Below are 24877 nucleotides of genomic sequence, written 5' to 3' on the forward strand. Positions count from 1 at the left end.
CCACCTTCTTGATTTAGGTGCTTGCGTTTTACGAACATATTTCCAACACCATGTGCCAATATGAAGGACAAAGTGGCATATATTTGAAAAACTAGTTGTAATTTGTTGAATTATTTGAAGCTCCACTATAATATTAATGTTGAGGTAAGATCCTATTGTGATAAAGAAAGGATGTAATTGATGTTTAATACAGTTGATGAATTATCTGTAACTACCATTCGTACACTCTCAATTGATATGATTGAGAAGGCGAATTCCGGACATCCGGGAATGCCAATGGGTGCTGCACCAATGGCGTATACATTATGGACAAGATTCATGAACCATAACCCAAAAAATCCTAATTGGTTTAACCGCGACCGTTTTGTCTTATCTGCTGGTCATGGATCTGCTTTATTGTACAGTATGTTACATCTATCTGGATATAATCTATCCATGGATGATTTAAAGCAATTCCGTCAATGGGGAAGCAAAACACCAGGACATCCAGAGTATGGACATACAGAAGGTGTAGAAGCGACGACTGGTCCACTTGGACAAGGGATTGCAATGGCTGTAGGAATGGCTATGGCAGAACGTCACCTAGCTAGCGTATATAATAAAGATCGTTATGAAATTGTGAATCATTTTACATATAGTATTTGTGGTGACGGGGATCTAATGGAAGGTGTTTCTGCGGAAGCTGCTTCTCTTGCTGGGCACTTGAAATTAGGCCGTTTAATTGTTCTTTATGATTCAAATGATATTTCCCTAGATGGAGACTTGAATAAATCTTTCTCTGAAAGTGTGAAAGAACGTTTCCAATCCTATGGATGGCAATATCTTCGAGTCGAAGACGGAAATAATTTAGAAGAAATTGCGAAAGCATTGGAAGAAGCAAAAAGCGATCTAGACCGTCCTACCCTTATTGAGGTAAGAACAGTTATCGGATATGGATCACCAAACCGTGCAGGTACTTCTGGAGTTCATGGAGCACCACTAGGCAAAGAAGAGTTAAAGCTTACAAAAGAAGCTTATCAATGGACTTTTGAAGAAGATTTCTACGTTCCTCAAGAAGTGTATGATCATTTCCAAAAACTGATCGTCGAACAAGGTGAGAAAAAAGAAAAAGAATGGAACGAACTTTTTGCTGAATACAAAAACGAATATCCAGAATTAGCTACTCAGCTTGAGCAAGCATTACGTGGCGAACTTCCAGAAGGATGGGATAAAGCAATCCCTGTATATAGCGAAGGAAAAGCTCTTGCTACCCGTGCTTCATCTGGTGAAGTATTAAATGGCATTGCGCAAAATCTTCCAATCTTAATTGGTGGATCAGCTGACCTTGCCGGTTCCAATAAAACCATGATCAAAGGATCTGGAGATTATATGCCAGGTTCTTACGAAGGTCGCAATATTTGGTTTGGTGTTCGAGAATTTGCGATGGGTGCTGCCATGAATGGAATGGCCCTACATGGTGGTGTAAAAGTATTTGGAGGAACGTTCTTCGTATTCTCAGATTACCTACGTCCTGCCATTCGCCTTGCTGCATTAATGGGTCTACCAGTAACATATGTCTTAACACATGACAGTATTGCTGTCGGTGAGGACGGTCCAACCCATGAACCAATCGAGCATTTAGCTGCTTTACGTGCCATGCCGAACCTTTCTCTCATTCGTCCTGCTGATGCGAATGAAACGGCAGCCGCATGGAAGCTGGCTGTTGAATCAACCAATAAACCAACAGCATTAGTCCTTACACGTCAAAATTTACCGACATTAAAAGGAACCGCAGAAAAAGCGTATGAAGGCGTATCTAAAGGTGCTTATGTGATTTCTCCAGCAGGAAAAGAAACTCCGGATGCGCTCCTATTAGCTTCTGGTTCAGAAGTAAGCCTTGCGATTGAAGCACAAAAAGCGTTAGCTGAGGAAGGTATTGATGTTTCAGTTGTAAGTATGCCTTCTTGGGACCGTTTCGAACAACAACCACAAGAGTACAAAGACTCTGTTTTACCTAAGAACGTGAAAAAACGACTAGGTATTGAAATGGGCTCATCCCTTGGTTGGCACAAGTATACAGGTGATGAAGGTGAAGTACTAGCCATTGATCAGTTCGGAGCATCAGCACCAGGTGAAAAGATCATGGATGAATTTGGATTTAATGTGAATAATGTAGTTGCACGTGTAAAAGCACTACTTCGCTAATAATTTTGTTAAGAGAGAACGATGAATCGTTCTCTCTTTTTTTGGGTTGGAATGTAAGATTTAAGCTGGGATGAATAGATAGGTTTGACCTTTCTTTCAATCGACAAAAAAAGTGAAAGTTTTTGCCGCTTTCAGACAAATGTTTCTTTTTCGATTTTTTATAATAAATGAAAGGAAAGTCGGCGAAGGAGAGGTCAGTGTGAGAAAATATCAATTATATTTAATAGAAGATGAATTTGCCACTCATTACTTCGGACGCGAGAGATTATTTTTTCAACTTTTTAAAGAACATTTGAATGCTAGTGGAGAACTTGCTTTTATTATTAATAAACAAATTGCCTATATCACTAAAAAAGTAGAAGTATTGAAAATACACCAGCTTATACAAAAACATCTTGGAAAACGAAAAGGATTTAAAGCCGATCATGGCGCATATACGATTGAATTGAGTGGAAAAATAAGTAAGGCGAAATTGGAAATATATCAAGACCTCCTCACGATTGAAGCAGATGGCAGTTATGAAGCGGAAACGATCTTTTTTGAAGTGTTAAGAAAATATGAATCATCGATTTTAGCGATTGATCTTGAACATGAGCGTTTTGGATGGCTAAAACCCATTAAAGAAAGAAAATATGTCTAATTGAAACGAAATATTGTGTAATTCCATTTTATTTAGTACACTGTAGTATGGTAGACAACATGAAGGAGGAAATTAGAATGATGTATGTTCTAGTTGGTATACTAGCACTGCTTGCTGGTGTAGCACTAGGATTTTTCATTGCTCGTAAATACATGATGAGCTATTTAAAGAAAAATCCACCAATCAATGAGCAAATGTTAAAAACTATGATGATGCAGATGGGTCAAAAGCCATCTCAAAAGAAGATCAATCAAATGATGCAAGCCATGAACAAGCATATGAAATAAAACGAATGGCTAGGACTCCCTTAGGAAATAAGGGGCTAATGCCGAAAAAGCCGCTTTTTGGTGAAATCAGAACCAGAGGAGCGGTTTTTTTAATGGGAATGAAAGATGAAACTTCCTAGAAAAGAGCACTCCATGATATTAAATAGACTATACTAATAATACTGCAACTAATGATGTAGGTTTGTTGGAGTAGAAATTTCTATTAAGTTGGAAAAGTTAATTGTAAAAGTATGTATGAAAGTGGGCTAATGATGATAAAGGAAATGGATATTCGATGACCTTTATACGGTGAAAGTTTTTCCCCAATGAAAATTAAAAAATCAACGGGAATAACCCTTGAAAAACAAAATGGAAGTAGGAGATATATTATCCAAAGGAAGATATAAAGGAGTACCTTCTTCTTATGGTAATGGTGAATTATGCCCAATAGATAAGTATAAAATTCGGAAGATTACGGGCTACTTTGGATAGCAGAGACTCTTCAAAAATACATAGATGTTTTTCGTAGTTATGGGGCCAAAGGCATTGATTGAGTAATTGGCGTGTTTTATGAAGGACAGTGCAATTTTATATTTGAACCAATATCTATTAAGTGAATTGGTGAATGAGGTATTCCCTTACAAGTAAGTTGTTATGAAGTCTTATTTAAGTAACGAGCAGGATAGGTGTTAAGAATGGATAATCATTTTGATGACTTTGTGTTACACTTTATGGACAATAAATTGATAAAAGGTCGTACAATATGAATGATTTTAAAGATATAAGAATTTATTTTCTTATGCTACCTTCTATCCTTATAGGAACTCTGGCAATGGTGTCATATGGTGTGACGGTTAGTCTTTGGATGCAAAACATAATAATTTGGATCATAGGAACTACTTTGAGTTCGGTCTTTATAATTAAGAATAAGAAAAGAAAATTTTTTATTGGTAATTTTAGTTACACCATTATTATTGTAACTTTATTAATTTTGCCGTTTTTCTTTAATGGATTAGATGGTGTCCATCGCTGGCTATCCTTTGGACCAATCAATCTGTATATAGCAAGTATTATTTTGCCTTTGTTATTGATTCATATATGGAAATTAGCATTAAATAAACGTGAACATTATGTATTAGGATTAACCATTATTACATCAGTGATATTACTATTTCAGCCAGATGCAGGTCAATTAACTGCATTTGCATGTGCGACTGCATTCTTTGTATGGAAAATACTTAGTAATAGGATGATAAAGATACTATTCATTACATTTACAGCAGCCATTTGTGTTATATCGTGGGTTTTTCTCGATGATTTAGCACCAGTTCCTTATGTAGAACATATTATCTTTTTAGTTGCAGACTTAGGGAATTTTTGGTTTATATTAGGTATTTTCTCACTTATATTATTATTATTTCCATTCTTTTTTTATGGACGGAAAAGTATGATTTCTTTATCATTAGGAGTCTACTATCTAATGACGATGATTGTAACTTTAATTGGTTATTTCCCCATGCCAATCATGGGGTATGGAATATCACCCATTATTGGTTACCTAATTTCTATTACCTGGCTAAATAAAAATAAAGAAAAGTTTGTTTAGAAAGTTATTCAACTAAAGAGGGCTTTAGTAAAAGAAGAAAGGGTTCTACATATTAAATATGACTAATATGTAGAACCCTTTCTTTTTCAATCTATTTTTAAATGAGGTCTTGATTAACTTAGGGAAGAGTAAATTCTAAATCTTTATTATTTTATTAATATTTGGTAAAATGAAACCTCGGAATACGAAATATTTTTAGGTCATTATTGGAGTTGAACGACTTCATATTTTGGGGGCAGAGATATGAGGGTTTTTTTAGAACTTAGCTGGTTTTTTAAACAAGAGAAAAAGGCCTATCTTTCTGGAATTTTCTTTTTGTTATTGGTCGCTTTCTTGCAAGTGGTACCGCCCAAAATCATTGGGCGTGTGACGGATCATATTAACGAAGGAACCTTGACAAAAGGATTACTTGTTCAATATGTGTTACTTTTGATTGGTATCGGACTTCTTATGTATGGATTACGATATTACTGGAGAATCATGATTTTTGGTTCAGCTGTGAAGCTAAGTAAGATTTTAAGGGATCGTTTATATCACCATTTCACCAAAATGTCTCCATCTTTTTATCAAAAAAGTCGGATTGGAGATCTAATGGCTCATGCGACTAACGATCTGCAAGCGATTCAACAGACGGCGGGAGCAGGAATTTTAACCCTTGTTGATTCTCTGTCAACAGGCGGATTTGTGATATTGATGATGGGATTTACGATTAGCTGGAAATTAACATTGATTTGTTTACTTCCGATGCCTTTCATGGCGATATTGACTAGCTGGTTTGGAACGATGCTACATAGAAGTTTTCATCAATCACAAGAGGCCTTTTCTTCCTTAAATGATAAGACACAGGAAAGTATGACGGGAATCAAGGTCATCAAAACATTTGGCCAAGAAAAAGAAGAAGTGGAGGATTTTAGAAAGCATTCAGAGGATGTCGTGCGCAAAAATATCGTTGTGGCTAAAATTGACTCTTTATACGACCCTACTATTTCTATTATTGTTGGTATCTCCTTTTTTTTATCTATCGTATTTGGTGCAAAATATGTACTCAATGGTGAATTGACGATCGGCGATTTGATATCGTTTACAACCTATTTAGGTTTGTTAGTTTGGCCCATGCTTGCCTTTGGCTGGTTGTTTAATATCGTTGAACGAGGTCGTGCTTCCTATGACCGGGTTTCCACTTTATTAAAGGAAAGAGTAGAAATGAAAGATGCTGATGGAGCATTGGATATCGTTCCGTGCGGTGATATTGTCTATTCCATTTCCGAATTCACTTATCCCGGGGAAACCTCACCAGTTTTAAAAGGTATTTATTTTACCCTAAAAAAAGGAGAAACCCTAGGGATTGTCGGAAAAACAGGCGCAGGGAAAACTACCTTATTGAAGCTTTTCATTCGGGAATTTGAAGGGTATCAAGGTTCTATTACTTTTGGGGGACATGCGCTGCAAGAATATAAGATAGAGAGATTAAGGGAGGCCATCGGCTATGTCCCACAAGATCATTTTTTGTTTTCTACGACTGTAGCGGAAAACATTGCCTTTACGAATCCTGAGTCTGATCAGAAAGAGATTGAACAGGTGGCCAAACTCGCTCATATTCATGAGGATATTCTTCAATTTACCAATGGATACAAGACGATTGTAGGGGAGCGGGGGGTATCTTTATCAGGTGGACAAAAACAGAGAATTTCCATTGCTCGTGCTTTATTAATGAATCCCGAAGTGTTAATCTTGGATGATTCTTTATCTGCTGTAGATGCGAAAACAGAAGAAGCCATCCTCTCCTCCCTAAAACAAAATCGCGAAGGAAAAACAACGATTATTACCTCCCATCGATTAAGTGCCATCCAACATGCCAATCTCATCCTTGTACTTGAAGACGGAAAAATTATTGAACGGGGTACACACGAAGAATTGATGGGTCAAAACGGTTGGTACAAAGAAATGTATTTACGCCAGCAGTTGGAAGAGCTGGTGGAGCATGGGGGACATTAATATGAAAGAACAATTTCATTTATCGAAACAGGAACAAAGGAAGGTGTTATTTCGCCTTCTTTCCTATACAAAACCGCATAAAAAGCGAATGGTGATCGCCTTTCTTTTATTACTCATGACTACGATATTAGAAATTATCCTACCCATTTTGGTGAAAATCTTTATTGATGATTATTTAACACCAGGAAAATTGGAGTTTCAGCCATTGCTTTTACTCGGTACCTTGTATATGGGAATTCAAGTAGTGAAAGCTCTATTATTATTTTTTCAACTGGTGAAATTCCAAGAAATTGCGCTATTGATCATTCAGCAACTTCGAATTGATTTGTTTTCAAAAGTCCAAGCTCTTGGATTGAAATATTTTGATCAAACACCGGCCGGTAGTATTGTCTCCCGAGTAACAAACGATACAGAAGCTATTAAAGATATGTTTGTCACCGTTCTCGCTACGTTTATTCAAAGCGGATTTCTACTAGGCGGTATTTTCGTGGCGATGTTTCTGTTAAATGTAAAACTTGCACTATTTTGTGTCGTGCTCATTCCTATCTTAATCTTTGTCATTCACTTATACAGGAAATGGAGTTCAAAGTATTACCTTGATATGCGGGAAAGACTCAGCCAGTTAAATGCAAAGTTAAACGAGTCATTACAAGGGATGGCCATCATTCAGGTATTTCGTCAGGAAAAACGACTACGACGAGAATTTGGGGTAATCAATCATCAACATTATCATGCAGGAATGAAGAATATTAAAATCGATGGACTCCTTTTACGCCCAGCCATTGATTTGATTTATATATTTGCTTTAATACTGGTCTTAAGTTACTTCGGGGTTACTTCTTTCGAGACAACGGTAAAAATTGGTGTCATTTATGCTTTTATCAATTATTTGGAACGCTTTTTCGAACCTGTAAATCAGATGATGATGAGGCTTTCCCTTTTCCAGCAAGCCATTGTCGCTGGTTCTCGTGTGTTTAAACTGCTTGACGAGGAAGAATTGGCACCCGCGCAAAAAAACAGTTCGAAAACCATTGAACAAGGAAAAATTGAATTTAAGAATGTGAGTTTCTCTTATGATGGAAAACGGGATGTCTTGAAAAATATATCTTTTACGGCTCATCCCGGAGAAACAGTCGCACTAGTCGGCCATACGGGTAGTGGAAAAAGTTCAATCATCAACTTGATGATGCGATTTTACGAATTTGATCGTGGGGATATTTTTATTGATGGAGAATCCATTCGGAATTATTCAAAGAAGGAGTTGCGGAATAAACTAGGTCTTGTCTTACAGGATCCGTTTTTATTTTTTGGAACGGTCAAAGATAATATCCGCCTCCATAACAAAGATTTGACGGATGAGCAGGTGAAAGAAGCGGCAAAATTTGTTCAAGCCCATCGTTTTATTGAACGATTGGAAAATGGCTATGAACATCAGGTCGTGGAGAGAGGGGCCACTTTCTCTAGCGGTCAGCGGCAATTAATTGCGTTTGCACGGACGATTGCGGCCAATCCGAAAATTCTCATTCTCGATGAAGCCACAGCCAATATTGATACAGAAACAGAGGAAGAGATTCAAATGGCCCTTTCCAAAATGAGAAAAGGACGCACAACGATTGCCATTGCCCATCGATTATCGACCATCCAGGATGCCGATTTAATTCTCGTTCTACACCAAGGTGAAATTGTTGAACGAGGAACCCATCAAGAACTCCTTTCACTCGGTGGTCTCTATTATAAAATGTTCCTTCTGCAAAACGGTGCAGTGGAACATACCCTGTAAGATGAATGTCTGTTTCTCCCTAGTCGAATAGGAATCGGAAGCTCTTGTTGCTTTGTCATGTTGCCGCTGAGCCAGAGTAAAAATTTGATAGGATGAAATAGAGGCATAATGATAATCCTTATTTCCTCTCTCTTGAAAAAGTTAGGTGACTCTTCATTTAAGAGGGGATTAGATATGGGAAATCTTGTGTTTTAAGCCTTAACCGCAGAAAAAAAGAACGTCCATTGATAGATGGGCGTTCTTATGTTTATTAAAATTCGTTGAGAAAGGCTGTTCCGATAATTCCTATTAGGGATACAGTAAGGATCACAACGACACTAAGAACAACAGAAATCCATTTTCCTTTTCCCGAATTTCGAATACCTACTATAAGAGCGAGAATAGGGCATAGGATCATGGCAATTACAACGATTGGACCTAGACTTCCAAGTGAGATGCCCGATTGAATGAGACCAAAAAGAAGAAGGGATATGGCTAGTAATAGATAGGGGACAATTTTGGACATTGTTGAACCTCCTTTTTCCCAATAGATGGAATATGTTTATTGTACTATAAACGCACCCAATAATTATATATTATGGATAAATTTACCTTTTGTTTTATCAAAAAATCCGCTAAAAAAGAAAAAACCTGGTAAATGAACAGTACTCCAATGATTAGGGATGCCTAATGATTGAAGCAGTTCACTGACTAGGTTTTTAATATCTTGAGGAAGAAACATGATTCAAATGTTGTCGATAATATTCATTGATTAAATGATCAAGTTCTTGGCTGTAACGAATCGCAACGGTAGACGTTAAGCCGTTGCTATTAGCGACTTTAATTAATTCAGCTCGCTTTTTTTCAATTAATGTGATTAAATCATTTTTGATCACGGCCGCGGTCCTTTCTGGAAGACTCCTGAGTTTGAAAATAGTAGTAGAACCTGAGTCTATCAAAATGACATTGTTTTACTAGTATAACCTAACTTGTCAATTATTTCAAAGGGAATTGTAAAAAAATATCCAATTCAAACGGAGGGATTGGGGATGAATCCGAAACTTGTCACAAAATATTTACGTTCATCTTCACCTTTTGGATGAAAATTTTGTTAGAATGAAGAGGGATTGACCATATTAGGAGTGTTTTTATGTCAGATGTAAATATTTTTATGGCCATCGGTGCAGGCTTTTTGAGCTTTATTTCTCCTTGCTGTTTGCCGTTGTATCCAGCTTTCCTATCTTACATAACCGGCATGTCTGTAGGAGAAATAAAATCAGAAAATGCGATGCTACAAAAACGGAGTCTTTTGCACACTTTGTTTTTCTTAATCGGTTTTTCAGTCATCTTTATCGCCATTGGGTTTGGTACTTCATTCGTGGGAAGCTTTTTCCGGGAATATAAGGATTTAATCCGCCAATTGGGAGCTATTTTTATTGTTTTCTTTGGTTTAATGATAGTTGGTGTTTTAAAACCAGAGTTTTTGATGAAAGATCGCCGAATCGAGTTCAAAAACCGTCCCTCTGGATACCTTGGCTCGATACTCATCGGGATGGCATTTGCGGCTGGATGGACACCTTGTACCGGACCAATTTTAGGATTTGTTATTTCACTTGCAGCATCGAATCCAAGCCAGGGCGTCATTTATATGACAGCCTATTCTCTTGGCTTTGCCGTTCCATTTTTCATTTTATCTTTCTTTGTTGGTCGACTAAATTGGATTAAGAGAAACAGCGTGAAAATCATGAAAATTGGTGGTACCATCATGATTATCATGGGGGTAGTGCTGTTCTTTGATTGGATGACGAAAATCATTCAGTTTTTGTCACCATTATTTGGTGGCTTTACTGGATTTTAATGGTTGGAAACCGTTTTGGGTGGAATCCCAGAATGGTTTTTTCTTTTATGATGAGAATTGGTAAAAATGGGGACTAAAATGTGTCAAAATCACTTACATCCACTATAAAATTCGATATAATGGGGAAGGAAACATTTCAAGGGAAGAAGGATTCGAATGAATTACGTTGTTATTTCTTCAATTGGTGCGGTTTTTATGGGGTTTCTTGCACTATATGTCCGCATGAAAGCAGCCAAAAAACCAACGAATGTAAGGAAAATCATCATGCCTCCTCTTTTTATGTCCACCGGAGCCTTGATGTACGTCGTGCCTGAATTTCGGTTAACTCCTATAGAAATGTTAGAGTCGATCGCGCTTGGTATGATTTTTTCCATCCTTTTAATCAAAACCTCGAAATTTGAAATTAGAGACAATGAAATTTATTTAAAACGTTCCAAAGCGTTTATTTATATCTTGGTAGGTTTGTTAATTTTCCGTTTAGGATTGAAAACGATCTTAAGCTCAACGATCGATTTTGGGGAATTGAGCGGTATGTTTTTCTTGCTGGCGTTTAGTATGATTGTGCCATGGCGCCTGGCGATGTATCTCTCATATAAAAAGCTTTATCAACAGCTCCATGGGAAAAAGTGAGAAACATTGGTCCTTTTAGTGGATCAGTGTTTTTTATTGTTTATTTCATTGGTATGATATGGGATAAATCTTGATTTTTTAAACGTGTAGAACAAAATATTAAAAATTAGATTATAAAACTGTAAAAATGTTTAGATGTATAAAAAATGACCTCGAAAAAGGAGGTCCATTCATCATCATCTTGAATGATAACCGATGATTTTCATTTTAATTTATCAGGATTCTTAATTTTTATTGATGCTACCTCACCACAATCCAAGCAAACGGTATACACTTTCTCTGAACCAATGGCCATTTTTTTATCTAAAGGTCGTAGATTTATATAATCCGTTGCTTGTATAAATGAATTTCCTCCACAATTCTTACAATTCATTTTGTATCACCCCCTAAACTATATGATAACAGAGTTTGTAAAATTAAAATCATTTAGATAGTGGGGTGACAAGTATTAAAGGTATCATTTTTTACATTCATGATAGAAAAGGAAATCACCAAGTGGTTCCGAAATCATAAGATTTTCCTCTAATCGTTAGAAAGGGAAGGGGGAATAGATTTTGAGCAAAAAAAAACCGTCACCTAAAAAGGGACGGTCTAGAATAAATGCTCATATGGTGTAATATCAATTTTATTTTCAAATAGTTTTTTACGTAAAAATTTATGATCACGTTTGGGTGTCGCTTGGATGTAACCGCGAATCACCAAATCCTCGGTAATCTTCGGAACCTTTTCTTTTAAGGCAAGTTCGCCAATTTTACCGGCAATTTTATGTCTGGCTACATCTCGGAATAATTCAGGAACAGGACTGACAAGATCCTCAAGGAGCGCTTTTTCTTCAGGGCCCCATAAATGCTGAGATTCTTTCACATAATACTCTTCCCAATCCATTTCAGACTTGCCATCTTCCTTAGGCATTCGTTTTAAAAATTTCCGGAACATAAAATAGCCGCCAATGGCAAACATGAAAACTAATAGAAAAATCCAAATAAGGATAAACCACAAAAACCAACCTTGAAGCATGTTTATTCACCTACAAAGACTAATGATATCCTTATTATAGTCTGTTTGAAAGAAAAATGACAAGCATGCTTATTCCTATTAAGGTGAAGGTACTACATAATAATAAGCGTTTTGCTCTTCTATTGAACAAATGGATGTACTATTGTAATATAAGTGTTGTCAATCCATTCACTTACTTAGACGGGGCTGGATGAGAGACTGGTGTTCTCCACGGTCTTCAAAACCGCTTGAGACCACCGTGTGTGGTCTGGTGGGTTCGATTCCCACACAGTCCCGCCAAAAATGTTATTTGATAACATTGATTCTTATATTGCCCTCCAGGGTTTCAATGCTTATTAACGAATGACAGTGTACAGTCAATTAGTAACACCGTATTACATAGTTGATATTCAGTAGTAGATCCTCTTTCGCAAACCATTGTGGAAGGGGATTTTTTATGCGTAAATTTTGTTTCGAGGTAAAATAACCTAATTCACAATGATTCCTATAATAAAGTCGGAAATGTTTGAAGAATTCCTTAGATTAGTAAGTTTAAGAAGCTAGACTCCAAATGATATTATTTTATGCAGATAGCTTTAAAACGTCTTGTAACTCTTGTATAGTCTTGACTGGACTACAAGTTATAATATTGTAAGCTTTTTTTAACCTATTCACACTAAAGTAACAACTTTTAAAAATAATCCAGTATATTATGGATTTAATTTTTTTTCATTATTCAATTTAAAGAATAACTTAATATATATTTGTTCATAGTACATTGCAACTTGAAGAAATATTTTAAAAGGTAGTTTGAGAAACTTTTGTTATTTTTAAATCTTCTTACTTACCGGAGGGTAAGGTGTGAAAAATTATCATTAGGATCGATGAAGGCTCTAGAAAAATTCTTAATCTGTTCTATTGCTCTTCCTCTATTATTTATGATATTCCCAACTGGATCGTCTAAGCTTGTAGCAAGGAATTCATCCGTCAGAATACTCCTAATATGATTTCCTGTTTTTAGAGTCAATATCCTTTCGAGTTTCACCCTCAAATAATTTCACTAATCTAGGTTCTCTCTTGCTAAGTATTTCAATTAAAAGTTCTCTGTTCATTATGTAAACTCTCCTTCCACGCACTCCTTGTTTTAACCTAAGTTGTTATCACATTACTATACTTAATTAATACAACGACAGCGTGTGAATTTCATCATGTAAGATCCCATTTAAGTAAGGGAAAGACCAGTGTGATCGAATTTCGTCACACTGGTTTTTTGTTTATTCCGTTTTGCTTCCTCTTATTGAAACAAATGAACGCTGATTAGGGCGACTTACCCTTATCACAACCTATGTAGGTGAATATTCCGGTATTTTTCCAAACTCTTATGGTTCATTGGCCAAATGACTTTGAAGATTTAAATTTTGTCACAAAATTTTCACTATTCCTCCTGTCCTTTTTCTATCTTTCTACCTATATAAGAGTTGAAAAGTATTTTAGTAGAAAGGATAGTGGTTGAACATGGCAAGGTATCGAATGGTGCGTACAGAGTTTTGGAAGAATCCGATTGTATTGGAAGAGATGACGCCTGAGGATAAATATTTTTATCTGTATCTTTTAACCAATCCGTATACGACTCAAATTGGCATTTATCGTATTACGAAAAAACAAATGGCGTTTGATTTAGGGTATTCGATGGAGAGTGTAAATGCATTAATGGAACGATTCACAAACCATCATCAATTGATTCGATACAATCCAGAAACAAGAGAGCTCGCCATTAAAAATTGGGGAAGAGATAATTTGCAGAAAGGCGGAAAGCCAATCATGGATTGTATTTTATCTGAATTAAAAGACGTCGAGGACCTTTCTCTTATCCTTTATGTTTCAGAATCGATCCCTAAACAAGAAATTAAAAATCTCTATGAATCTTTTTACGAACAAGAAAGGAAATGGATTTCCAAACCCGTTGATAATGACCTAAATAGAACGGAAGAAGAAATGATGGACGATACGTTCGTGACTCATCATACGATACGTGGGCAAAAACAAAAAGAAAATAAAAAAGAAAAACAAAAACAACAACAAAACCTATATCCAGATGTACAGAGTCATTCGAACTTAGATCCATCTTTATCAGTATGCCAACCCTCAGAAGAGGTAAAAGAAATTATTGAGTTTTGGGATGCAAATGGATTTGGAATTTCCAACATATATGCGAAACAACAGCTGTTGTCGTGGTTAGAGGATTCAAGCTTTTTACAGCCAAAAGAAATGATTTTAAAAGCGATGCATATTGCATGTTTAAACAATAAGCGAAATTTAGGCTATATTGTTGGGATTCTCAAAAACTGGGAAAATAAATCTCTATTGACAGTAGAAGAAGTGGATTCGTCTAAAGAGTACCCACAGTTTGAGCATAAAGCTAGGGGGAAAGCTCATTCTTTTTCTGGCGGAAGAGTGATTCCAAATGAATTTACACTGGACCTCACAGCAGGTGAAGAATCATGAGTATCGTTGAAAAAACGTTTCTAGGAAGCTTGATGAAGGCGGAGTATTTACTCAAAGATACCGTGGTTCGACCCGAACAACTTGAAAGTACGCGCCACCAAGAATTAATGCGTCGGTTTCTGGAATTTAACCAAGCTGGAAAAAATATTGATTTGCTTACGTTGACCACTTTACCTGACCTTGAAATATATGGTGGGATGTCCTATCTTGTTGAGCTCCAATCGTATGCTGATGTAGAAAATATCGACATAATCGAGAAGCTCATCCTTGAACAATGGAAGGAACGGGAGAAGCGGAACATCTTGACGGTTGCTGCCATGAATGATTGGGAGATTGCAAAGGTGATTACCGAATTAGATAAAATTAACCAGTCGAAGATCGAGGATCATACCCCTTTAACACAATCGTTAGCCAACATGTATGAAGCACCTTGGGAGGATCGGAAGCCACAGACAAGTGTCACTACAGGAATTAAAAAATTGGACGAAGTAACTGGAGGCTTTCAGAAAGGGGAAGTAACGATTCTGGCAGCAAGACCATCAATGGGAAAAACGGATGTGATGCTACATTTTGCCAAAATGTCGGGGTGGGCAGGCTATTTGCCGCTTGTATTTTCTCTGGAAATGCCTGAGAGGCTGATCACATCCCGATTAATAGCTTCAACGGGAGGATTTAACCGGATAAAAATGCGGGATCCGAGAAAAATGCTTACACCCAAACAGAAGAAGAAATGGTCAGAAGTGATTGCCGATCTCAATGAAACCAATATACAAATTTTTGATGGGGCGGGGCAAACGATCCCGGAAATGAGAGCGAAAATACGAAAAATGATGCATCAATATCCATCCAGGAAACCGATCATTTTTATCGATTACTTAACCCTGATCCCATCGGGCCAACTTTACGGAGGGAATTCCCATTTACAAGTAACCGAAATATCGAAATCTCTCAAAACAATGGCAAAAGATTTTGAATGCCCTGTGATCTGTTTAGCACAACTAAATCGTTCGGTGGAATCACGAGCGAATAAACGGCCATTAATGTCAGATATTCGGGAATCGGGCAGTGTGGAACAGGATGCAGATGTCATATTGTTCTTATATCGTGAAGCGTATTATGACAAGGAAACTCAAAATCGTTCACTTGAAATCATTGTGGCGAAAAATCGAAATGGCCCAGTGGGGACCATTTCTGTGAACTACAATGAGCATACAGGGGCCATTGAGGATGGAAAGGAACAGAGCAACTAGCTGGAAAAGGCAATACATAGTTGATAACAAAAAAACGAGGTGTTTCGGTATGTTGGTGAGTGAGTTGTATGAGGAATGTTTACAATATGGAGTCTCCACTTTGGCACATTGCCTTTATTATTTGCTTATGGAGAAGAAAATTTCATTACATGACGATATATCCAACATCCATATTAATCAAATTGATCGGCAAAAAATAGAGGAATTGGTTCGAAAAAATGTGCTGGGGCTTTATAAGATAGGGATCTACTCCTTGAAGGTGAACAAGAAGGATTTTGTCTTTATTTTTGCAGCTACCAAAGAAGAGGCAATCGAATTTTTTATCAACACCTTTCAACAAGCTCCAATGAACTGTCACGAATATCCGCTTGATTTTCAAATAGAAAGAGGAAATGAGGTGATTACGTTTCGGGAGATGAGAAAGGAGTTTGAGCGGTTTCCGGCGATAGCGGGGTATTTCTGTCGTGAGTGGTGAGAAAGAGGAAGGGATGGTTAGAAGCAGATTTGCTGTTCTTTCATCTTTCCTTCCGCAAAATGGTAACCGCCGTAATTGAACCGGCGGTTACCTCGTCCCTTATTTTCTTGTTAATTGCGCTTTCTTACGTTCCATGGCTTTTAGATCGAAGCGATCGGCATTCATCACCTTAACCCAAGCAGCGATAAAGTCGTTCACAAATTTTTCCTTGTTATCATCTTGAGCATATACTTCGGCAATGGCGCGAAGAACAGAGTTGGATCCAAACACAAGATCCACTCTTGTTGCTGTACGTACGACTTTTCCGGTTTTACGATCACGTCCTTCATAGAGGTTTTCGCCAACTGGTTTCCATTCTACGCTCATATCGAGAAGGTTGACAAAGAAGTCATTCGTGAGTTGACCGACGCGATCTGTAAATACGCCATGCATCGTTCCTCCAAAGTTTGTACCTAGAACACGCATACCGCCAATTAGAACGGTCATTTCTGGTGCTGTAAGACCTAACAGTTGAGCTTTATCAACGAGTAACTCTTCTGGACTTACACGATAGGATTTCTTTAAATAGTTTCGGAAACCGTCCGCCACAGGCTCCAGCACGTGAAAGCTTTCAACATCGGTTTGTTCGAGCGTGGCATCACCGCGACCTGGGGCAAAAGGAACCGTTACATCAAAGCCAGCATCTCGTGCAGCTTTTTCTATAGCAGCACAACCGCCCAGGACAATCAAATCGGCTAAACTGACTTCCACATCCAGTTCTTTTTGAATGTTTTCCAATACTTGAAGGACTTGTGCCAATTGTTCGGGCTCATTCACTTCCCAGTCTTTCTGTGGGGCAAGACGAATCCGGGCGCCATTGGCTCCGCCACGATGATCGGATCCACGGTAGGTGCTAGCAGATGCCCAAGCCGTTGTTACCAACCTGCTAACAGTAAGCCCAGAGTCTAAGATTTTTGCTTTTATGAGAGCAATATCCTCTTCTGTTAAATCATAATTTCCAGCTGGTACCGGATCTTGCCATATGAAATCTTCTTCTGGTACTTCCGGACCTAAATATCTTGTTTTTGGACCCATATCACGGTGTAATAGTTTAAACCAAGCACGGGCAAAGGTATCGGCAAACTCCTGTGGATTTTCATAGTAACGGCGGGCAATCTTTTCGTATACCGGATCATGACGTAGGGCCATATCAGCTGTCGTCATCATGGTTGGTACTTTAATAGATGGATCTTCTGGATCGGGTGCCAGATGCTCCTCAGCCGGGTCTACGATCATCCACTGCCAGGCTCCAGCCGGGCTCTTTGTTAACCACCATTCATAGCCAAACAACAGCTCAAAATATCCATTATCCCACTTCGTTGGGTTCGCGGTCCAAGCCCCTTCAATTCCACTTGTAATCGTGTCACGGCCTTTGCCTGAACCGTACGTGCTCAGCCATCCTAATCCTTGTGCTTCAATAGGTGCCGCCTCTGGTTCCGGTCCGACATGGGAAGGATCTCCAGCACCGTGGGCCTTACCAAATGTATGACCTCCAGCTATAAGGGCCACGGTTTCTTCATCATTCATCCCCATTCGTGCAAATGTTTCACGAATGTCACGTGCTGCCGCAACAGGATCCGGTTTCCCATTTGGGCCTTCTGGGTTTACATAGATCAGTCCCATTTGGACCGCAGCCAATGGATTTTCAAGCTCCCGATCGCCTGTGTACCGATTATCACCAAGCCATGTTGTTTCAGACCCCCAGTAAATATCTTCTTCCGGGTGCCAAATATCTGGGCGTCCAGCACCGAAGCCGATAGTTGGGCCACCCATGGATTCAATGGCTACATTTCCTGCTAAAAGTAGCAAGTCCGCCCATGAGATTTTATTGCCATACTTTTGCTTAATCGGCCATAGGAGTCTTCTTGCTTTATCGAGACTGGCATTGTCCGGCCAGCTATTCAGTGGAGCAAAACGCTGGTTGCCTGTACCGCCGCCGCCTCGTCCATCACCAATACGGTATGTACCGGCAGCGTGCCATGACATGCGAATAAACAAAGGACCGTAATGTCCATAGTCCGCTGGCCACCAATCTTGACTATCGGTCATCAGTTTACGAAGATCTTCTTTCAAAGCATTATAGTCTAACTTTTGAAATTCCTCTGCATAATCGAAATCTTCGCCCATCGGATTTGATTTCCTGTCATGTTGATGAAGAATATTTAAGTTTAAGGCATTTGGCCACCAGTCCCGATTGGTTGTACCACTTGATTTGGCCCTTGTAGCACTACCGTGAAAGGGACATTTTTCGTTTGAATGATTGTTCTTCACATCCATGAATCTCTTCACTCCTTCTATGGAAATAAGGTCAATAGGTGATTCATCTAGTTTTTTTCATAAAAACTAGCATGATATTAATTATTTATGAGTGCACGTGGAAGAAAATGATGAATTGCAACAACTAATTCATGCGGGTTTTCGTCTACTTGATGGTGAAAAAGGGGTACAAAAGGAAGAAAATCAGATATTATTTTTTGTTAATAAATAATTTTCTGATATTTATTATAGAGCTATTGAAGAAGATATAGCAAATGATCTGCCTAGGTGTGAAGTAATAGGGAAAATAGGAAGGAGAAGCGTATTATATAAAAAGCAAATCTGATCTGTTGGAATCGTTGTTATAGTTGTGGGATTTTTCAAAAAAATGAAATAGATTTTTTAATTCATACTTTACAGATAGGAATTTAAGGTTTATAATGCAATTAATCTTAATCAATGGTTCGATCGAATCGTGAAAGAGGTGTTTCGGGATGAGAAGAAGCGATGATAAAAAACGACAAAAACTAATAAATAAACTTATCTTCTTAAATGTATACGATAAAGACGATCAACAACTTTATGAGATGTCCCTTTCCAAATTAAAAAATGAATATAGAAGATATCGATCACAAATACATCCTCATGGGGAGTATGGATCCATTCAATTTGTATAAATAAGAAAAAAGAATTCCCATTTGGTACTTCCTCATCACTTGGTGCCAATCCTTTGTTTGCCTTCCTATATGATCCTTTTCTTCTATGAGATTGGTAGTAAATAACCGGCTGGCAGGTTCCATTCTACAAAAACTTGCCAGCCCAATGCTGCCACCAAAATGATTTAATCCCCATTAGATCAAAGTATTTCCTTCTTTCAATCAATCATTTTTCCTTAATGCCCCTGCTTCTCGGGAAGTAATCGCCCCTTGTCCAGCACTAACATCAATTTGAATTTCCTGTTTCACTTTTTGGGCATCGGTCCCCGCAAAGTTTGTTTGCAAAATCGAATTTGCATTTAACGTCTTATTCGTTTTCTGCCTATTTTGCATATCGATCCTCCTCTCTTATCAGGATTCATGTTTATTATGAACACCAGTAAGGAGAAACATCCTAAATGGACTATTTATATAAATACAAATTAGTTTCCGTTACTGTTTTTACATCCTTATTGGCAAACGGTGCCACATAAAGATAAAACGAAGCATATATGGCAAGAATAATAGTTAGATAGAGTGGAATTAATAGGAATCGCTTTTTCTTCTTTTCTTTCGCTTTTTTATACTTTTGTAAACTAACCACCTTATTGTTCTTACTCATGCTCACTCATCTCCCGCAATATATGATTATTCCTATCATATATCATTATCAGAATTTTGTAAAAATTAAATATTTTTTAAGTGTACATTTTTTACATTCCTCTTAAACTTGTCAGAAAACTCGAATGTAAGGGAGAGACGATTAATATAGTAGTGGTAACGGGCAATCAATGACAGATGACTGAATAGAAAGCTTCTAGAATAAATGAAAGAATGATGTGAGTGATCAAGGGAGGGATTCCATGCTGCATATCGTAGCGTGTATTAAGCAAGTGCCTGATACGAAAATTATTAAGTTGAATCCGAAAACAAATACGATGGACCGTCGGACGGCTCCAGCCATTTTAAATCCATATGATGCCCATGCGGTGGAAGAAGCGGTTCGATTAAAGAAAAGATATGGAGGAACCGTTTCTGTTGTGACAATGGGCCCACCTCCTGCAGTCAGTGCCATTAAAAAATGTATTGAAATAGGCGCGGACGAAGGATATTTAATTACGGACCGTCGGTTTGCGGGAGCCGATACATTAGCAACAAGTTATGCAGTGACAAAAGCGATTGAAAAAATCGCCAAAACCAAGCCAGTTGATCTAATCATCTGTGGAAAAATGTCTATTGATGGGGATACCGGTCAAGTTGGGCCAGGAATCGCAAGAAGGCTTGATATCCCACCATTAACTTCAGTAAACAAAGTAGTGGAAATTAATAAAGAAGAAAGTTATGCCATCGTCCACCGTAAGTTAGAGGACGGATATGAAGTCGTCCGTTCCACTTTGCCATGTTTGTTTTCTGTTGAAAAAACAATTAACGAAGTGCCATACTCACCTCTTCCTAACATGATCAGAGCTGCTAGATATAAGCCGCATATTTGGTCTGTCGATGATTTGGAAGGAGTCGATGTGAAGCAGCTTGGTTTAAAAGGGTCCCCAACGATTGTCTCCAAAGTATGGGCTCCGCCGAAACCAACAGGAGGGACGTTTATAGAAGGAAGCCCAACGGAGCAAGTGGAACAATTACTCTCTATTATTCTTGAAAAGAAAGAACTGTTCGAACAAAAGGGGGAAAGATAAGTGAATTTACAAGATTATAAAGGTGTTTGGGTTTTCATCGAACAAAAGGACGGAGTGGTTGCCCCTGTTTCCCTTGAGCTTTTAGGAGCGGGGAGAAAATTGGCAGACAAACGGGGAGTGGAATTGGCGGGAATTTTGATTGGGGAAAATGTAAAGTCTTTAACAAAAACCGTGTTTGAATATGGGGCAGACACTGTATATGTATATGATCAACCAATTTTTAAACATTATCGGACGGAACCTTTCATGAAGGCACTATTAGAATGTACGGAAAAATATAAACCAGAAATAATTCTCTTCGGGGCCACGTCCACCGGTAAAGACCTAGCAAGTGCGGTCGCTACGGATTTGCCGACAGGTTTGACAGCTGATACGACAGAGCTCGATGTGGAGGAGGAAACAGGGTTATTATTGGCGAGTCGACCGGCATTTGGTGGAAATATTATGGCAACTATTTTATGTAAAAAATACCGACCTCAAATGGCGACTGTACGAGCCAAAGTCATGAAGGCACTTGACCCGGTGCCAGGAAGAACAGGAAAAGTGGTGGAAGAAACGATATCCTTACAGGAAGAAGAAATTCGGACAAAAGTGTTGGAAATTGTAAAAGAAACGGTAAAGAAAGTAAGAATCGATGAAGCGGATATCATTGTCGCTGGTGGAAAAGGAATGGGAAGCTATGAGGGATTTCAGCTCATCCACCAATTAGCCGAAACTCTCGGTGGAGCCGTTGGTGCCAGCAGGGATGTCGTGGAAGCAGGTTGGATTGACCATGCCCATCAAGTGGGGCAAACCGGCGTAACGGTAACACCAAAAATCTATTTTGCGATTGGTATTTCTGGCGCCATTCAACATATCGTCGGTATGAAAAATTCCGGATTAATTATTGCGATTAATAAGGACAAAGATGCCCCTATATTCCAAAACTGTCATTATGGAATCGTTGGTGATGCCTTAGAAATTGTCCCACTTTTGATTGAACAGTTTAATAAGGCATTAGGAAGAGAAAAGGTGAGTCTAAAAAGTGGTTGAACTTTTTCATTCCATACAGGAGCCAAGAGGGATTTCCGCTCTTGGCTATTGATTTATTCTATTTAATTAGGGGGATTTGAGGAGAGGATGACGATTTTTGATATAAGGGGCTTATTCATTATTGGATTTTGAGTGCGATTCTTCATGACTTTGTTTGAAGAGTTGGTAACCTGAAAGAGTGGCATCACCAGCAATTCCGGCAATGAAAGAGAGGATGATCGTTTCTACATAAGAACGGGGAGAGGTATACAATACAAGAAGAAGAGCAGCAATGGCACCTAGAAGCCATTCTTCGAGGAAACCGAGATACAAAAACTTTTTTGTTCGACGAGGCATAATCAATTTGCCATGTTTCCGAACATGTCCAACAATGCCCACAGTTCCACCAATTACAACAGAGAAAATAATGTCATCTAACACTTGTTTCTCACACTCCTTAAGCCTGTATTTTTGACCTAAGGTAAATCTTGGTGTATTACCATTATATCAAAATTGGAAAATTTTGATGATATAAGTATTTTCAAAATTCAAAAGAATGTGAATTTTAAATTTAGACATGAGAAAATTTTCCCAACATTTTTATATGATAGGAAGAATAGCTTGGCTTCATTTAATGCTTATTTTTGGGAATTTTGAGACGCCTGTAGTTGATGGAACAGAGGATTAAAGGGAGATTTTGATAAAAATTATACTTTTTTTTCCAAAATTGTCAATTTAATAATTTTAATCATCCGTCCTTCATTTTTAGGGAATCTCCTTCTTGAATGGAAATTGAAAGAGTAAGATTTTTGTATTAAAATAGGAAGGTTTATAAAATAGTGATACAGTTATAATAATTTTGAAATTTCAAATAAATATATGGTAAGATGGAGTCAAATAGAAGGATTTAAAACTATTATTTTATAAAAGTTGTGGCATTTACTATTTATCGAATGGGGGAATACATACACATATGTCAAAAATACCATCTATTTTAAAAGGTTTGAAGCTCCCGGTCATTGGTGCACCGATGTTTATTATTAGTAATCCGAAGCTTGTCATTGCTCAATGTAAAGCAGGGATTGTTGGTTCAATGCCGGCACTAAATGCCAGACCTGCTTCCTTGCTTGATGAATGGTTAGCCGAAATAACCGAGGAGTTAACCGCGTACAATAAAAAACATCCGGAGCGGCCGGCTGCCCCTTTTGCGATCAATCAAATCGTCCATAAATCCAATGATCGCCTCGAACAGGATGTAGAATTATGTAAAAAGTATAAAGTTCCCATCATCATTACCTCATTGGGAGCACGCGAAGATGTAAATGATGAGATTCATAGCTATGGAGGAATGGTTTTCCATGATGTCATTAATAATACGTTTGCCCATAAGGCCATATCGAAAGGAGCCGATGGGTTAATTGCCGTTGCAGCCGGAGCTGGTGGCCATGCAGGGACAAAGAGCCCGTTCGCATTGATTCAAGAAATCCGCCAATGGTTTGACGGTCCGCTCGCTTTATCCGGCTCTATTGCTACGGGTGGGGCCGTCCTTGCAGCCCAAGCGATGGGAGCTGATTTTGCTTATATTGGTTCCCCATTTATTGCTACACATGAAGCCAATGCGAATGAGGAGTATAAACAGACAATTGTTAACTCGACGTCTGATGATATTGTTTATACCAACTTATTTACAGGTGTACATGGAAATTATTTAGCCCCCTCCATTCGAGCAGCAGGGTTAGACCCTGATCATCTCCCTGAAAGTGATCCTTCCAAAATGAGTTTTAAAGGGGATGCCCAGACGAAGGTATGGAAGGATATTTGGGGCTGTGGTCAAGGAATCGGTGTTATCAATAAAATTACCGGGGCAGGAGAATTTGTTGATAAACTTTATTTAGAATATATGGCAGCGAAAGAGCGATTATTACAAGAAAAACGAACAACCATCAATGGCTGAAATAAAATCAATCGAAATTCAACGTGATAGAAGGACATTTCCAATCATACACTCTTTTATATATGTTCATTAGGGAGAGAACGTCATGATTTATAAGAGGCAAAAGGCAATGATGCTCGCTGAACAAATTCGGGGTTTGATTGATTTTGTCCAAAAAACGTATGAAAATCAAAAGAACCTTCAAATTGATAAAGACAAATGGTTTCAAATCAAACTTATCATTGAAGACTTTAAGTTTTCCATTATTGCAGATGAATTGAAAAGAGTGAATGAATATGATTGGGATGGAAAATACACGTATTATTTGGTCGATCAATTTACAAAGGGGTTCAACATCATTGATGAGTATGTAAGCAATCACTATGATGAATTATTTCTACTTACAGCCAGGTTACACGCATTAAGGGGCCAGCTAGTTTTATTTCACAAAAATGAATAATGTGACAGTGCGTTTTCGTATGAATTTGAAATGATACTGGAAAACACGGTCCATAGACCGTGTTTCAGACTGTCGACAAAATCCTTTTTTAAAGGATTTTGTCGACATTTTTTGTATAATTATGTCATAGAATATCGAGGTGATATTGAAATGCTTACTAAAAATACACAAGTAAATCGAGATCAATTAGAAATGATTACTTTAGACCAGCTGGTTCCTGAAAATCACTTGGTTCGTAAGATAGAAGCTGCTATTGATTTTTCATTTATATATAAATTAGTTGAGAATATGTATTCATCTGAACGTGGTCGTCCAAGTATTGACCCTGTTGTATTAATTAAGATGGCTTTTATTCAATATACCTTCGGTATTCGCTCTATGCGCAAAACTATTGAAGAAATTGAAACAAACCTTGCTTATCGTTGGTTCTTAGGTTTTGGGTTTCATGATAAAGTCCCCCACTTCTCAACCTTCGGAAAAAACTATGAAAGACGTTTCAAGGATACAGATCTATTTCAAAAAATCTTCTACCGCATTCTAAAAGAAGCTTCTGATAAAAAGTTGATTAGTGCTGAACATGTATTTATTGATTCTACGCATGTTAAAGCAAGTGCAAATAAACGTAAAT

At 37.9% G+C, this 24877-nt stretch carries 25 protein-coding genes and 1 tRNA gene; 18 read left to right on the forward strand and 8 right to left on the reverse strand.

Features of this window, described 5'->3' with window-relative positions; genetic code table 11:
- Window positions 1–180: 180 nt before the first annotated feature.
- The 6 genes from tkt to G4Z05_RS02505 all read left to right on the forward strand — a co-directional run bounded on the left by tkt (window position 181) and on the right by G4Z05_RS02505 (window position 8471).
- A complete protein-coding gene (gene tkt, locus G4Z05_RS02480; RefSeq protein ID WP_163250307.1) occupies window positions 181–2184 on the forward strand; it encodes a transketolase in 2004 nt (667 codons plus the stop codon).
- Window positions 2185–2383: 199 nt separating this feature from the next.
- Window positions 2384–2824: a sporulation inhibitor of replication protein SirA gene (sirA, locus tag G4Z05_RS02485; protein ID WP_163250308.1), complete on the forward strand. Its 441-nt coding sequence runs from the start codon at window positions 2384–2386 to the stop codon at window positions 2822–2824.
- 77 nt (window positions 2825–2901) lie between these two features.
- Window positions 2902–3111 carry a YneF family protein gene (locus G4Z05_RS02490; RefSeq protein ID WP_038541360.1) on the forward strand — a complete coding sequence of 70 codons (210 nt, stop codon included), beginning with the start codon at window positions 2902–2904 and terminating at the stop codon, window positions 3109–3111.
- Between the two features lie 742 nt (window positions 3112–3853).
- Entirely contained in the window at window positions 3854–4696 is an 843-nt protein-coding gene (locus tag G4Z05_RS02495; RefSeq protein WP_163250309.1) for a hypothetical protein, read from the forward strand.
- Window positions 4697–4939: 243 nt separating this feature from the next.
- The gene (locus G4Z05_RS02500) at window positions 4940–6691 is read left to right on the forward strand and encodes an ABC transporter transmembrane domain-containing protein (protein ID WP_163250310.1); all 1752 of its coding nucleotides are present in this window, start codon (window positions 4940–4942) and stop codon (window positions 6689–6691) included.
- 1 nt (window position 6692) lies between these two features.
- Complete coding sequence (locus G4Z05_RS02505; protein ID WP_163250311.1) at window positions 6693–8471, forward strand: ABC transporter ATP-binding protein; 1779 nt, start codon at window positions 6693–6695, stop codon at window positions 8469–8471.
- Between the two features lie 250 nt (window positions 8472–8721).
- Here G4Z05_RS02505 and G4Z05_RS02510 read toward each other — a convergent pair whose 3' ends face one another.
- Window positions 8722–8976 (reverse strand): hypothetical protein, encoded by a 255-nt coding sequence (locus G4Z05_RS02510; RefSeq protein ID WP_163250312.1) that lies wholly within the window; start codon window positions 8974–8976, stop codon window positions 8722–8724.
- A 193-nt stretch (window positions 8977–9169) separates the two neighbouring features.
- Window positions 9170–9346 carry an aspartyl-phosphate phosphatase Spo0E family protein gene (locus G4Z05_RS02515; RefSeq protein ID WP_163183685.1) on the reverse strand — a complete coding sequence of 59 codons (177 nt, stop codon included), beginning with the start codon at window positions 9344–9346 and terminating at the stop codon, window positions 9170–9172.
- A gap of 254 nt (window positions 9347–9600) precedes the next feature.
- Between G4Z05_RS02515 and G4Z05_RS02520 the strand changes: the two genes are divergently transcribed.
- The gene (locus G4Z05_RS02520) at window positions 9601–10308 is read left to right on the forward strand and encodes a cytochrome c biogenesis CcdA family protein (protein WP_163250313.1); all 708 of its coding nucleotides are present in this window, start codon (window positions 9601–9603) and stop codon (window positions 10306–10308) included.
- Between the two features lie 156 nt (window positions 10309–10464).
- A complete protein-coding gene (locus G4Z05_RS02525) occupies window positions 10465–10938 on the forward strand; it encodes a CcdC family protein (RefSeq protein ID WP_163250314.1) in 474 nt (157 codons plus the stop codon).
- A gap of 202 nt (window positions 10939–11140) precedes the next feature.
- Here the strand turns inward: G4Z05_RS02525 and G4Z05_RS02530 are convergent, their stop codons facing one another.
- Together G4Z05_RS02530 and G4Z05_RS02535 are read right to left on the reverse strand one after the other, a co-directional pair.
- Entirely contained in the window at window positions 11141–11311 is a 171-nt protein-coding gene (locus G4Z05_RS02530) for a hypothetical protein (RefSeq protein ID WP_163250315.1), read from the reverse strand.
- A 218-nt stretch (window positions 11312–11529) separates the two neighbouring features.
- Entirely contained in the window at window positions 11530–11955 is a 426-nt protein-coding gene (locus tag G4Z05_RS02535) for a DUF2621 domain-containing protein (RefSeq protein ID WP_038541377.1), read from the reverse strand.
- 182 nt (window positions 11956–12137) lie between these two features.
- Here G4Z05_RS02535 and G4Z05_RS02540 point away from each other — a divergent pair.
- The 4 genes from G4Z05_RS02540 (at window position 12138) to G4Z05_RS02555 (ending at window position 16164) form a co-directional block, all read left to right on the forward strand.
- Window positions 12138–12234, forward strand: a tRNA-Sec gene (locus G4Z05_RS02540).
- A 1215-nt stretch (window positions 12235–13449) separates the two neighbouring features.
- Window positions 13450–14439: a DnaD domain protein gene (locus G4Z05_RS02545; protein ID WP_240465290.1), complete on the forward strand. Its 990-nt coding sequence runs from the start codon at window positions 13450–13452 to the stop codon at window positions 14437–14439.
- Complete coding sequence (locus G4Z05_RS02550; protein WP_163250316.1) at window positions 14436–15689, forward strand: replicative DNA helicase; 1254 nt, start codon at window positions 14436–14438, stop codon at window positions 15687–15689. Before G4Z05_RS02545 ends, G4Z05_RS02550 begins: the two co-directional genes overlap by 4 nt.
- Window positions 15667–16164: a hypothetical protein gene (locus G4Z05_RS02555; protein WP_240465291.1), complete on the forward strand. Its 498-nt coding sequence runs from the start codon at window positions 15667–15669 to the stop codon at window positions 16162–16164. Before G4Z05_RS02550 ends, G4Z05_RS02555 begins: the two co-directional genes overlap by 23 nt.
- Before the next feature lie 99 nt (window positions 16165–16263).
- Here G4Z05_RS02555 and katG read toward each other — a convergent pair whose 3' ends face one another.
- Window positions 16264–18480: a catalase/peroxidase HPI gene (gene katG / locus G4Z05_RS02560; RefSeq protein WP_163250317.1), complete on the reverse strand. Its 2217-nt coding sequence runs from the start codon at window positions 18478–18480 to the stop codon at window positions 16264–16266.
- Window positions 18481–18953: 473 nt separating this feature from the next.
- Between katG and G4Z05_RS02565 the strand changes: the two genes are divergently transcribed.
- A complete protein-coding gene (locus G4Z05_RS02565; protein WP_163250318.1) occupies window positions 18954–19136 on the forward strand; it encodes a Fur-regulated basic protein FbpA in 183 nt (60 codons plus the stop codon).
- A 201-nt stretch (window positions 19137–19337) separates the two neighbouring features.
- Here the strand turns inward: G4Z05_RS02565 and G4Z05_RS02570 are convergent, their stop codons facing one another.
- Both G4Z05_RS02570 and G4Z05_RS02575 read right to left on the reverse strand, forming a co-directional pair.
- Window positions 19338–19508: a hypothetical protein gene (locus tag G4Z05_RS02570; protein ID WP_163250319.1), complete on the reverse strand. Its 171-nt coding sequence runs from the start codon at window positions 19506–19508 to the stop codon at window positions 19338–19340.
- 70 nt (window positions 19509–19578) lie between these two features.
- Window positions 19579–19776: a hypothetical protein gene (locus tag G4Z05_RS02575; RefSeq protein ID WP_163250320.1), complete on the reverse strand. Its 198-nt coding sequence runs from the start codon at window positions 19774–19776 to the stop codon at window positions 19579–19581.
- A 241-nt stretch (window positions 19777–20017) separates the two neighbouring features.
- Here G4Z05_RS02575 and G4Z05_RS02580 point away from each other — a divergent pair, with 241 nt between their 5' ends.
- Together G4Z05_RS02580 and G4Z05_RS02585 are read left to right on the forward strand one after the other, a co-directional pair.
- Window positions 20018–20845 carry an electron transfer flavoprotein subunit beta/FixA family protein gene (locus G4Z05_RS02580; RefSeq protein ID WP_163250321.1) on the forward strand — a complete coding sequence of 276 codons (828 nt, stop codon included), beginning with the start codon at window positions 20018–20020 and terminating at the stop codon, window positions 20843–20845.
- The gene (locus G4Z05_RS02585; protein ID WP_163250322.1) at window positions 20846–21877 is read left to right on the forward strand and encodes an FAD-binding protein; all 1032 of its coding nucleotides are present in this window, start codon (window positions 20846–20848) and stop codon (window positions 21875–21877) included.
- Between the two features lie 111 nt (window positions 21878–21988).
- On the opposite strand, the gene G4Z05_RS02590 is transcribed toward G4Z05_RS02585, so the two are convergent.
- Complete coding sequence (locus G4Z05_RS02590; protein WP_163250323.1) at window positions 21989–22297, reverse strand: DUF4257 domain-containing protein; 309 nt, start codon at window positions 22295–22297, stop codon at window positions 21989–21991.
- A gap of 532 nt (window positions 22298–22829) precedes the next feature.
- Here G4Z05_RS02590 and G4Z05_RS02595 point away from each other — a divergent pair.
- From G4Z05_RS02595 to G4Z05_RS02605, 3 genes are all read left to right on the forward strand, one after another.
- Window positions 22830–23810 (forward strand): NAD(P)H-dependent flavin oxidoreductase, encoded by a 981-nt coding sequence (locus G4Z05_RS02595; RefSeq protein ID WP_163250324.1) that lies wholly within the window; start codon window positions 22830–22832, stop codon window positions 23808–23810.
- A gap of 85 nt (window positions 23811–23895) precedes the next feature.
- Window positions 23896–24249, forward strand: coding sequence for a hypothetical protein (locus G4Z05_RS02600; RefSeq protein WP_163250325.1), 354 nt, complete (start codon window positions 23896–23898; stop codon window positions 24247–24249).
- Window positions 24250–24399: 150 nt separating this feature from the next.
- Window positions 24400–24877: transposase (locus G4Z05_RS02605; RefSeq protein ID WP_205597402.1), on the forward strand; the 478-nt coding region annotated here is incomplete at its 3' end.

The organism is Neobacillus thermocopriae (genome assembly GCF_010975035.1).
In the GTDB taxonomy this organism is placed as follows: Bacteria; Bacillota; Bacilli; order Bacillales; family Cytobacillaceae; genus Neobacillus; species Neobacillus thermocopriae.